This is a genomic window from Frondihabitans sp. PAMC 28766 (assembly GCF_001577365.1).
Classification (GTDB): domain Bacteria; phylum Actinomycetota; class Actinomycetes; order Actinomycetales; family Microbacteriaceae; genus Frondihabitans.
Window position 1 is genome coordinate 249000 of the sequence record NZ_CP014513.1, and the last position, 12526, is coordinate 261525.

Below are 12526 nucleotides of genomic sequence, written 5' to 3' on the forward strand. Positions count from 1 at the left end.
CTACTGCACCGCTGCGGTCAACCGGCAGACGTTGTCGAGGATGCGCGCGAGCAGCGGGCGGTCGAGCCACTCGGCAAGACTGAGCTCGCGGGACTTCGAGCGGTAGTCGTCTTCGATGGCCCGCAGGCGGTCGACGAAGCGACGACCGCGGATCATGACCGAGACCTCGAAGTCGAGGCTGAACGAACGCATGTCCATGTTCGACGAGCCGACGACGGCGACGTCCGAGTCGACGGTGAAGTGCTTCGCGTGCAGAACGATCGGCTTCTCGTACAGGAAGATGCGGACACCCGCCCGCAGCAGGGTCTCGTAGTACGACCGCTGCGCGTGGTACACCATGAACTGGTCGCCGATCTCGCACGCGAACAGCTGTACCTCGACACCGCGCTGTGCGGCCGTGGTGATCGCATAGAGCATCGAGTCGTCGGGCACGAAGTAGGGGCTGACGATGATCAGCTTCTCTTGCGCGCCGTAGACCAGCGCGTTGAAGAGCCGCAAGTTGTTCTCGCCCTCGAACCCGGGGCCCGACGGCACGATCTGGCAGTCGAGGGTGTCGGGATCCTGCACGTCGTGAATGGGGTCGGCCTCGCGCTGCAGCAGCTCGTCGGTTTCGGCGTACCAGTCGGTGATGAAGATCGCGTTGACACCGGCCACGACCGGGCCCTCGAGGCGCAGCATGAGGTCTTTCCACCGAAGGTGACGACGCTTGTTGCCGTTCTTGTTGTAGTCGGGGTCGACGAGGTTCTGCGACCCCATGAAGCCGACGGTGCCGTCGATCACGACGACCTTGCGGTGGTTGCGGAGGTCGGGGCGGCGACGCAGGATCGTGCGCGCGTTGACCGGCAGCATCGCCCGGTACGGGATGCCCGTCTTCTTCAACCACGCAACCGTCTTCTTGCCCGCCGGGTTGCGCATGGTCGTCCAGTCGTCGTACAGCACCCGCACGGTGACCCCGCGCTTGTGGGCGTCGTCGAGGGCCTGGCAGAACTCGATCGTGGCCTTGTCGTAGGCGAAGAGGTAGAACTCGACGTGGATGTAACGCTGCGCCTTCTTGAGAGCGGCCGTCATCGCGCGCATCGTGTCGGCGAAGTCGTCGTAGAGCTGGGCGTCGTTGCCGCCCACCAGGGGCATGGCTCCCAGCTTGCGGTTGAGGTCGACGACCGAGCCGAACCAGCGCGGCCAGCTGTCCTCTTTGGTGACGAGGTCGAGGCCCGAGGTGGTGTCGAGGATGAACCCGTTGATCTGGCTCTGCTTCTCGCGCCGCCCCTTCGGCAGCAGCGTCGAGCCGAAGAGGTTCAGCGCCATCGTGCCCGGGATCGGCGCCGCGAAGATGGCCAGCAGCCACGCGAGCGCGGTGGTCGGCCGGCGCTTGCGGGGCACGGTGATCACAGCCCCGATGCGGATGAACACGTTGACGACCGTGACGATGGCGGCGAAGGTGGCGCCTATGCGCTTCCAGTTCATTCTCTGAGGCTATCGGGAGCGGGCGACACGTGGTGCCTGGTTGCGCCTCCCGCCGCGCTGCGGCCAGTCGAACCACGCGATCCCGTCCGCACCGCTGGATCCTTTGGCGCGACTGCGATCCCGTGGTTCGAACGTCCTGTCGGCGGGCCGGGCCCGTGCATCGGGCGAACGGCAGCGGGAGCGGCTAGAGCTCGCGCACGCGCCCGGCCGCGACCTCCCAGCGCCGGTCGACCCGCACCGCATCGAGCATGCGGCGGTCGTGTGTCACGAGCAGCAGGGTGCCGTCGTAGGCGTCGAGCGCCTGCTCGAGCTGCTCGATGGCCGCGAGGTCGAGGTGGTTCGTCGGCTCGTCGAGCACCAGCACGTTGACGCCGCGGGCCTGCAGCAGCGCGAGGGCCGCTCGGGTGCGCTCGCCCGGCGAGAGCTCGTCGACGGGGCGCGAGACGTGGTCGGCCTTCAGCCCGAACTTCGCGAGCAGGGTGCGCACCTCGGCAGGGGTGAGAGCGGGCACCAGCGCCTCGAAGGCGGCGGCCAGGGCGACGCGGCCGGTGAAGGCGCCTCGGGCCTGATCGATCTCGCCGACGGCGACGCTCGCCCCGAGCGACGAGGTGCCGGTCTCGGGATCCTGCCGCCCCAGCAGGGCTCTGAGCAGCGTCGACTTGCCGGCGCCGTTCGGCCCCGTGATGCCGATGCGGTCGCCACCCGAGACCTGCAGCGACACGGGCCCGAGCGTGAACGCACCCTGCGTGAACGTGGCGTCCGACAGGGTCGCGACGACGGCCGACGAGCGCGGCGCCGAGCCGATCGTGAATTCGAGCTGCCACTCTTTGCGCGGCTCGTCGACCTCGTCGAGCCGGGCGATGCGCGACTCCATCTGCCGCACCTTCTGCGCCTGCTTCTCGCTCGACTCGGCCGAGGCCTTCCGCCGGATCTTGTCGTTGTCAGGGCTCTTCCGAAGGGCATTCCGCACGCCCTGGCTCGACCACTCCCGCTGCGTGCGGGCACGCCCGACGAGATCGGCCTTCGTCGATGCGAACTGCTCGTAGGCGTCGCGCGCATGCTGCCGGGCGATCTCGCGCTCGTCGAGGTACGAGTCGTAGCCGCCGCCGAAGACGCGGTGCGACGACTGGGCCAGATCCAGCTCGAGGATGCGGGTGGCCGAGCGGGCAAGGAACTCGCGGTCGTGGCTCACCAGCACGACACCTCCGCGGAGGCCGTTCACGAACTGCTCGAGGCGGTCGAGCCCGTCGAGGTCGAGGTCGTTGGTGGGCTCGTCGAGCAGGACGACGTCGAAGCGCGAGAGGAGGAGGGCCGCGAGGCCGACGCGAGCGGCCTGGCCTCCTGACAGCGACGTCATGAGCGCGTCGGGCCCGACGCCGGTCGCGTCGCCTGCGCCCACCACGAGACCGAGATCGGCCAGCACCTGCGGGAGCCTGTCGTCGAGGTCGGCCGCGCCGGAGGCGAGCCAGCGCTCGAGAGCGGCGGAGTAGACGTCGGCCGCGTCGGACGGGGCCGAAGGATCGCCGAGGGCCGCGGCCGCCGCGTCCATCTCGAGCCCTGCGGTCGTGCAGCCGGTGCGCCGCCCGATGTACCCCGTGACGGTCTCGCCTGCCACACGCTCGTGCTCCTGCGGCAGCCAGCCGATGAACGCGTCGGGCGGCGAGAGCGACACGGTGCCGGCCAGAGGCGCGTCGATGCCGGCCAGGATGCGCAGCAGGGTCGACTTACCGGCTCCGTTCACCCCGACCACCCCGACGACGTCGCCCGGGGCCACGGTGAGGTCGAGCCCCTCGAAGAGCGTCCGCGCGGCGTGGCCACCCGCGATCCCCTTGGCTACCAGCGTCCCAGTCATACGACCATCGTCGCATCCTGAGGTTGCCGGGCCGTCCGACCGCCCGACGCGACGACCTCATCCGAGACGTCCGAGAGCCGATCCTGCCCGAGCTAGCGCCGGACGTGCAACGGGATGCCCGCGGCCACGTCGCGCGCGTCGGCCTCAGGGTCGCGGCCGACGCCGAGGATCGGCTCGATCACGCTGTCGATGACCCGGGCGACGAAGGCCTCGTCGAGGGGCAGTTCGCGCTCGGCTGCGTGCTCCGTCGCGAGCGAGTGGACGGCGCGCGTGACGAAAGCGGCGTCGTAGCGCAGCGCCGGGGCCTCGCCGCGAGTGACGGCGCGGCGCACGACGACGGTCAGCGACCGCGTGCGCTCGGCGTGGGTGGCGGCGTCGAACGCACGCCAGATGTCGGGATCGCGGGAGATCGCGGCGATCACATGCCGGAACTCCGACGGCGGGTAGCCCATCGGGCTGACCCACATTCGCACGAGCTCTTCGAGGTCGGTGCGGAGAGCGCCGGTGTTCGGGATGGCGTTGTCGACGTCGAACGCGGCGACGGCGTCTCGCACGAGCGACCGCTTGTCGTCCCATCGCCGGAAGATGGTGGCCTTCGAGGCCCCGGCCCGTTCGGCGACCCGGTTCATCGTGAGGGCGTCGATGCCGATCTCGGCGATCAGCTCTTGGGTGACGCGCAGGAGGCGCCCTTCCACGAGGGGGTCACGCGGCCGACCGACTCTGCGCGCTCCCGTGGTTTCCACGTAATCAGCCTAGACCGCAGGGTTCGGCGGCTCGGGCGAGAGGGCGTGCCCGGCCCCGACATGGAGACGACGTGAAGCAGAAGCAGACGGAAGCCCCCGCCGGAACGTGTGGTGAAATCACGCTGCGGAGGGGGCTCCAATCGAAGGTGCCCTTCTCAGCCGACAGAGGGGATGGCGGTTTCCACGTCCTCGGCGATGGCCTGGGTCTCTTCGGCTGCCGCCTCGATCTGCTCGGTCGTCTGCGACGTGTTGACGGCCCAGTAGTAGATGATGAGGCTCCAGATCGCTGTGACGAGGATGTCCCAGCCGAAGGGGATCAGCTGCGGGCCGTGAGGCGCACCGGACGCGGTCTCGTTGAAGTCGCTGAGATAGACGATCACGCCCATTCCGATGAGGTACGGGAAGAGCCAGTAGGCGGCTTTCCAGTTGAAGTGCACCGGGGTCGAGTTGAGCCGGAACACGCGGTTCAACACGATGATGATGTAGCCCAGGACGATTGCGAGACCGAGCTTCCACACGACCGTCCATCCCGACCAGAGGATGATCTCGTCGGCGACGATGAAAGCCAGCGGCGACAGGATGACCGCGGCGGGCATCCTGTAGGGGCGCTCGAGGTTCGGGAGGCGCTTCCGGAACGCACCGAGAGCCAGCGGAGCACCGGCGTACATCAGAACCGACGCACTGGTGATGAGACCGACGAGCTGCTGCCACGAGGGGAATGGCAAGAAGCAGATGCAGCCGAAGACCCACGCGATGATGAGCCCGAACCAGGGGGCGCCGTTCTTGGTGGTGGCTTCGAAGATGCGAGGGAAGTAGCCGTTCTTCGACAGACCGTAGGACACGCGAGAGGTGGCGGTGAAGTAGATCAGACCGGTTCCGGCCGGGCTGATCACGGCGTCGACGTACAGGACGACGGCGAGCCAGCCGAGCCCGATCGACGTGGCGATCAGCGCGAAGGGCCCCGTAGCGAACTGCGTGGCAGTGGCGGACCAGGTGTGCATGATGTCGTGCTTGGGAATGGCCGCGATGAACACGATCTGAAGGGCGAGGTAGATGACGAGCCCGATGAGCACCGAGCCGATGACGGCGCGAGGGATGTCGCGCTTCGGGTTCACCGACTCTCCGGCCAACTGGTCGGCCTGCTCGAAGCCCAGGAGGGCGAACACGATGCCCGCGTTCGGGATCGCCGAGATGATTCCCTTGAGACCGGTCGGCGCGAAGCCGTTCGCCGCGGTGAAGTTCGAGCCGTGGAAGTTGAAGATCGCGAGAATGAAGATCGTCAGGACCGGGATGCCGATCTTCCACCAGGTCGCAGCCGAGTTCGTGTTGGCCAGGGCCCGCACGCTGAGGAAGTTGATCCCACGAACACGAGCATGATGATGACCGATGCGATGATGCCGGGCGGAGTGAGCACCTGTGTCTTCGGATTCAGCCAGTCCTTGGCAAACGGCACGTAGTCGGAGCCGTAGTTGATCATTGCGCTCACCTCGATCGGTGAGACCGTGACTGCTTGCAGCCACGAGAACCAGCCGAACGACGCCCCAGCCACTCCGCCGAACGCCAGGTGGGGGAACCGCGCTGTTCCGCCGGAGATCGGGTACATGCCGCCGAGCTCGGCGTGGACGAGAGCCAGGATGAGGATGGCGACAGCGCCAATGACCCACGAGATGATTGCAGCCGGCCCCGCGAGGTTGAGACCCTTCTCGGCTCCGAAGAGCCAGCCGGAGCCGATGATCGACCCGGCGGAGGCCCACATGAGGCCGATGAATCCGATCTGGCGCTTGAGCCCGGTATTGGGGAGCACGCTCGTCGGCGTTTTAAGCGTTGACATAAGTGATGACTTTCCTCGTGTCATTGGTACGTTCACGGGCAACGTGCACGCGGCGCAAGATTCGCGTTGCCCGTGAAACTACTACCCCGAAGGGGGCGTACCAACCCCGAAACAAGATCTTCACAAGGTGGTCTCGCATCTTTTACGCGGCTGATCACCATCTTCGTCGCCTGAGACGTCCAGGAAATCGTGCTAATAACGCCGCCGACGCCGGAAGATCAGGATTCCGAGACCCGCCACGACCAGGGCCGCGGCGACTCCGACGAGCCAGCCCGGGTTCGACCCCGTGAAGGCGAGCACGCCGGAAAGCGCAGACCCCGACCCGGTTCCGCTCGGCCCGCCGTTCGGGCCGATACCGATCCCGTTGCCGCTGCCATTGCCTCCCGTGGGCGGGTTGCCCGAGCCGGGCGGCGTGGAGCCGGGCGGGGTGGAGCCGGGCGGCGTGGAGCCGGGCGGCGTCGATCCCGGCGGCAGCAGCGTCACGTCGACGGCCGAGCACGCCGAGGTCGCGCCGCTCGAGCAGGGGTCGATCACCTCCGTCCTGGCGAACGGCGTGACACCCGACGGCGGATCGATGGTCGCGTGGTTGACGGGGCCGCCCGCCGCGGCGTACGTCACCGTGATCGTGACGACGGTCTTGTCACCGGGCGGAAGGGTGTCGATCGGCCAGGTGACCACGCTGTCGGCCAGCGTGCCGCCCTTGTCGGCCGACACGAAGGTGGCGCCCGCGGGCAGCTCGTCCGACACCGAGAAGGCGGTCGCCGTCAAACCACCGGTGTTGGCCACCGTGATGTCGTAGGTGACGTCGTGCCCGACCTGTACGGCACGGGTCTCGGCGGTCTTCTCGAGGCTCAGCTGACCGAACTCGTACGTGTTGGTGATCGTGACCACCTGGCCCGCCGGCACATCACCGGCCGTGCCCGAGTGGATCACCTGCGCGGTGCTCGGCGAGATGTCGCGACTCGCCTCCCCGTACGAGCCGACCGGACCGTTCTCGGTCGTGACGCAGGCGGCACCCAGCGGGATTTCCTCGACCGTCGCCGTGTACGAGTCCGCTTCGTCGAGCGTGACGGCCGAGTTCGCTCCCAGGTCGACGGGCGCCCCGGCGACCGTGCAGACGACGTTCGCCTGGAAGGACGTCGGCGCCTCGGCGGCGGCCGGGCCGGTCACGTTCTTGGTGATCTGGAGGGGGCCGCCGGCCAGCGTGACGCCGACCTTCGCCGGGGCGCGAGGCACGACTGCGACGCCGCTCGTCGAGGCCGCCACCGCGCCGAACTGGTTCCAGGCGATGTCGGACGTGACCGGCGCGGTCACCGGCGCGAGGCTGGCATCCTGCGCCGTCACCGGGCTGTCGACGGTGCGGAAGAGCGCCGTGACGGTGTCGCCCGGCGCCAGCTGCGCGGGCGTCGAGGTGGTGAAGTCGAGGATCACGCGGATGCCGGTGATCGCCGAGGCGTCGCCCGTGTAGCTGTCGAGGTCGACCCAGGTCGAGCTGGAGCAGGTCGGGTCGCTCGTCCAGGTCGACGTCGTGCCGGTGCCGACGCAGACGTTCGCCGAGGTCGTCACCTGCTTCGTGATCGTCGTGCCAGCGGGCTGGCCCGTCACGTCGACGCCGTTCGCCAGATCGAAGGTCGGCCGGTAGGTCGATCCCCGCGAGGCGCCGGTCGACAGCAGGCGGTCGCCCGTGACGGGCAGCGGGTCGACGAGGGTCAGCGACTTGTAGGCGACGGTGCCGCTGTTGGCGGTCGCGAGCTTCCATTCGTCGGTGCCGCCGACCACGGTGTTCGCTGCGCACGGCGAGCGGTAGAAGCCCTGGGCGTCGGTCGTGCAGACCGTCCCGGGGTTCGCCGGGTTGGTGGCGCCCGAGACGATCGGGTCGACGACGTCGCCCTTCACGCCCTTCTGGGCGAACAGCGCCGGGCCGGGCTGCGGTGACACGTAGTTGGTCGTGCCGCAGTCGGTGTCGGCGACGCCGGCGACCGTGCCCTGGCCGTTGCCCGAGGTGTTCGTGCAGGCGGCGAGGGTCTGGTCGGTCTGCACGACCATCTGGTTGGTGGCGCGCTGCCCGCTCAACAGACCCGGCTGCAGGATCAGCCCGAGGGTCACCGTGAACGTCTCACCGGGCTGCAGAGTCTGGGCGCCCGTCGGCCAGCTGAACGTCAGGGCGTTGCTGCCCGAGTCGAAGGCCGTCGTGACCGAGGTCGGCGACAGGGTGCCGCCGGCCGAGTCGGTGTACGTCGGCGTGACGCCGTCCCATTGCAGTGAGGTCGGCAGGGTGTCGACCAGGTCGCGGATCGTCAAGAGCCCCGTGCCCGAGTTCGTGAACGTCAGGGTCCATGGGATCGAGTCGCCCGCCGAAACCGTGTGCACGTCGCCCTGCGGGTCTTTCGCCACGTCGAGCGCGAAGATGCCCGGGTCGAGCAGGATACTCGCGCTGGCGTCGTTCGTGACGTCGGGGTAGAGGTCGGAGTCGGTGTAGCGGTGCGACGCCGTCTGGATCGTGTCGTCGACCGTGCTGGGGTACGGCACGGCGTTCGTCGTGCCGCGCAGGTCGGTGAGCACGCTGACGTGCAGCACGGCCTGGGCCGACCACGGCGCGGGCACGGCACTGTTCGAGAGCAGGCCATGATCGGCGCGGTCGAAGACGAATCGGATGCCGGTGACGGTCGACAGGGTCACCGAGGGCAGCACCGCCGTCGGGCCGAAGGTGCCCTGCTGCCACGTCGTCGAGCCATTGACCTGCACGTCGACCCGCACCTCGTCGGATCCTGCCGGCAGCGTCACGTCGGAGGGTGCCAGCGAGGTCAGCCGGAAGGAGCCCCAGAAGGCGGTGTCGGTGTCGGTGATCGTGACCTGGCTCGTCGGCACGGAGGCCAGCGGCCCCTGGCTCGCGCCGAGCGTGACGGCGACGGGGGTTCCCGCGGCCTTGGCCTGCAGGATCGACGTCGGCGAGAACGACTTCGACGCGGTCACGTCGAGCCGACCCTGGGTCAGTGCGACCGGGGCGTCGTCGGAGTCGCTCGGCGTGCTCTGCGCGCCCGACGGGTACAGCACCGGGTCGTACGACTGGGCGAAGGTGTGGTTGTCGACCGAGAACGGCGTGACGAAGGTGCTCGAGTCGCTGCGGAGCGTGGCGCGCACCTGGGTGTGCAGCACCAGCGTCGCGGGCGACTGGGTGATGGTGCCACCCGTCGTGCCCGGGTCGGTGCCCTGGTAGAGCACGCTCACACCGACGACGTCGGTCAGCGCCGAGGCCTGCAGCGCGTCGGCGTCGGTGACGCTGAGCTGCGTCGTCGTCAGGGTGCCGTCGTCGGCCCGGTGCCAGAGCGTCACGGTCGAGGCCGCCGGGTCGATCCGGGCGGGGGTGAGGCCCGAGAAGTCGAGGCCGGTGATCGTGAAGCGCTCGAACGGGTTCGTCGAGGCGTTGTAGGCGGCTCCGTCGTAGGGGTTGTCGTTCCAGCCCGAGGCGGGCGTGAGACAGGATGCCGTCGACTGCGGGTCGCAGGTCATCGGGTCGGTCACGCGCAGGTACGACGCGTTGCTCGCCGACTGGTTCTGTGCTGTCACCGTGAAGTCGTTGGTCGGGTAGCCGGATGCCGGCACGTCGCCCGGCTGAGGCACGACGATCGTCGACTTCTGGCTGGTCTTCGTGACGCCGACGAGCGGCGGCCGGTCGATCAAGCCGATGTTGTCGCTGGCGAGGCGCGGGCCGACGGCCGTGCCGTTCTCCACGCCTGCGACGCCGTCGGTGTTGATGATCGTCGATGGGTCGGGGTCGTTGTAGCCCTGGGTCGCCGTGACCCACGGGCTCGTGCCGATCTGGTCGCGCACGGTGTTGCGCAGCTGCCAGACGAGGCCGAAGTAGCGCGGGCTGTTCGCACCCGAGGTCGCGATGCCCGAGCCCACCGGAGGGGTCAGCGGGTCGGTGCTCGACGCGCGCGCGGCGTCGTTCGGCGTGACCGTGATGCGCACGCCGGTCGTGGCGGCCGACTGTGCGCCGCTCAGCGTGTATCCCGTGAAGCCGGTGCCCGACATCCAGGATCCCGACGGGGCGGCGACGGTCGTCCACGCACCGTCCTCGTAGAGCTGGATCGTCGACACCCGATCCCACTTCAGCAGCGGGTCGGCACTGAAGGTCACCGGGGCGATCTTCATCAGGTCGAAGGCCTGGAAGACGGTCTGCGACGGGTCGCCCTCGTTCGCGGCCGAGTCGGTCACGGTCAGCGACGAGTAGCCGGTGCTGCTGACGCCCCAGCCGAGCTTCGTACCGGCCTGCTCGCCCGACTGCGAGTCGAGGGTCGTGACATCCTGCGTGAACGAGGTGTTCGTCCAGTTCTTGGACGCGAGCAGGCTGCCGGCGCCGGTGAACGACTGGATCGCCGCGTTCGCGTCGGCCCGCACGGTGCGGCTCGTGATCGGCTGCCCACCGGCGACCTGACCGGCCCCCTGCGCCACGCCTTCGTTCTGGTAGCTGGTGGCCGGGTCGTTCGCGATCGACGTGGGCCCGGTGCCGTCGCGCAGATCGGAGCGCGCCTGGTAGACGGTGTTCGGGCTCACGCTGAGACCCTGCGCAAAGCCCGCGGGGTTCGAGAAGGTGTAGCGGAGGCCGGTGATAGAGCCGACGAGGCCCGCAGGGATGTCACCGCGGTAGACCTGCGTCGCGGTCGTGGCGTCGGACGTGGCGAGGGTCTGCCAGGTCGTGCCGTCGGTGGTGTACTCGATGAGCAGCGTCGACCCCTGCGGCACCTGGGTCGGTGCGATCGCGGTGGGGTCGAAGGCGTTCCAGAAGTCGTTCGCCCCGCCGCGGGCCTGGTCGGTCACGACGATGGTCGTCGGGCGGACGAACGACGAGCCTGACGCCGTCGTCGTGGGCAGCTGCGCGACGACCGTGCCGCCGGGCGCCACCGCCGACTGCGGCGAGATGCTCTTGGCGATGCCGAGCGAGATCGTCGGGTAGAAGACCGCGAGCGGCGCCGTCGCCGTCGCGGTGGCTGGGCCGGCCGGGCTCTGGCCGGTGACGTTCACGGTGTTGGTCGTGTTGACCGAGCCCTGGGCCTGGGTGACCAGGTCCACGCTCGGCGCGATCAGGTATTTGGCGGTCGCCGTCGCATTGACCGCGATCGAGCCGGTGTAGTCGAGCGAGAAGCCCGAGATGTAGGTGCCGGCGGGCGGCGTGGGGGTGCTCGGGGTCGTGTTGCTGGCGAAGGCGACTGTGGAGGTGCTGCCGTCGCTGAAGTGCCAGGTCACCGAGGCGCCGGTCGCACCGGTCGGGTACGCGATCGGGGCGCTGAAGCCGCCGAACGCTATCTGGGCGGTGAAGTAGCTGGTGTCGGCCACGCTCAAGCTGGTGAGCGGCCCGTTCGACGTGTTGGTGGCGCCGATCGTCGCCGTGGCGGTGGTGCCGGCGGGGATCTGCGCGGGGGCGATCGACTTCGACGCCTTCACACCGGTCTTGAGGGCGGTGATGGCGTAAGGCGCGCTGGCCGTGACGGTCGCAGGATCATGGCCGGCCACGGTCACGGTGCCCGTCGCCTGGTTCGTGACGGTCGCACCCGACACCTGGCTGGCGGTCGTCTGCCGGTTGGTTGCTCGCTGGGCGACGGTGATCGGCACGCTTGCGGCCGCGCCGGCCGGGGTGATCGCGGCGCCGGTCGCCCCGGCGAACGTGAAGCGGAGGCCCGCGACGGCCGATGCGTCGACTCCGGTCGGCAGAGCGATGGCGTTCGGCGCGTTCGGCTGACCCGGCACCCACTGGTAGGTGCCGCCCTGGAGCACGTAGGCGTCGACCTGGACGGTGGTCGCGCCGTCGGGCAGGGTGACCGGGCCGAAGCCGGTGAAGTCGACCAGCGCGAACGGGTTGTCGGCACCGAGAGCGGTCTGGCCCGCGGTGGCGGACGTCGGATCCTGCACCGCCAGCGAATCGGCGGGCACGTTCGACGTGTTGCGCGGGCTCAGCGTGATGGTCGATGCCGTGCCGGGGGCGAACTGCTGCGACGCCGGCGCCCAGGTCTTGCCGAGCCCGGCAGACACACTCACCGGGATGTTCACGGTGACGTTCGCGGAGTCCCGGGCGCTGCTCGCCGTGGTCGAGGTGGCACTGGCCGTGTTGGTGACGGCGACGCCGTTCGAGGCCCAGGTGGCCGGCAGGTTGTCGGGCACCTTGAGGGTGATGGAGGTCGTGTAGGTGTCGCCGGCCGAGATGCCCACCCCGCCGCCGTCGAGCGCCTCCTTGAAGGCGACGCTGAGCGTGCAGCCGGCGGTGACGGTGGTGGTGCAGCCGGCGTAGGTCGGTGTGCTCGGGCGGTTGGTCGGCGAGACCGACGTCGACAGGATCGTGAAGCCGGCGAACTGGGCCGGCAACGTGTCGATCATGACCGAGTTCGCGCAGTCGTTGTCGTCGCAGCCGACGGCGATCTGGTAAGTGAACTCGTCACCGGGGGCAAGGGCCGCGCTGTTCTGTTGGTCGACCGTCTTGTTGACCGTGAGGGCCCCCTGGTCGGCTGCGAACGCCGGCACCGCGAGAGCCGTCCCGCTCACGACCACGGCCACGACTGCCCCGGCCAGCACGGCCAGCAGACCGCGGCGACGGTTGTCTCGTTTTCTCGGAGACAGAAAGCTCATTTGGCAGACCCCAAC

General features: G+C 69.2%; 6 protein-coding genes. All 6 read right to left on the reverse strand.

The window, feature by feature from the left end; all coding sequences use genetic code 11:
• The 6 genes from cls to AX769_RS01200 all read right to left on the reverse strand — a co-directional run bounded on the left by cls (position 1) and on the right by AX769_RS01200 (position 12511).
• Positions 1-1464: a cardiolipin synthase gene (gene cls / locus AX769_RS01180; RefSeq protein ID WP_066275015.1), complete on the reverse strand. Its 1464-nt coding sequence runs from the start codon at positions 1462-1464 to the stop codon at positions 1-3.
• A 184-nt stretch (positions 1465-1648) separates the two neighbouring features.
• Complete coding sequence (locus AX769_RS01185; RefSeq protein ID WP_066275019.1) at positions 1649-3316, reverse strand: ABC-F family ATP-binding cassette domain-containing protein; 1668 nt, start codon at positions 3314-3316, stop codon at positions 1649-1651.
• A 92-nt stretch (positions 3317-3408) separates the two neighbouring features.
• Positions 3409-4059: a TetR-like C-terminal domain-containing protein gene (locus AX769_RS01190; RefSeq protein WP_082763401.1), complete on the reverse strand. Its 651-nt coding sequence runs from the start codon at positions 4057-4059 to the stop codon at positions 3409-3411.
• Positions 4060-4214: 155 nt separating this feature from the next.
• A complete protein-coding gene (locus AX769_RS01195) occupies positions 4215-5402 on the reverse strand; it encodes an APC family permease (RefSeq protein WP_204249294.1) in 1188 nt (395 codons plus the stop codon).
• Positions 5339-5863, reverse strand: a complete 525-nt coding sequence (locus AX769_RS25620) for an amino acid permease (RefSeq protein WP_204249295.1) — start codon at positions 5861-5863, stop codon at positions 5339-5341. The genes AX769_RS01195 and AX769_RS25620 overlap by 64 nt, the downstream gene beginning before the upstream one ends.
• A gap of 219 nt (positions 5864-6082) precedes the next feature.
• Positions 6083-12511, reverse strand: a complete 6429-nt coding sequence (locus AX769_RS01200; protein ID WP_066275023.1) for a DUF5979 domain-containing protein — start codon at positions 12509-12511, stop codon at positions 6083-6085.
• Positions 12512-12526 lie beyond the last annotated feature (15 nt).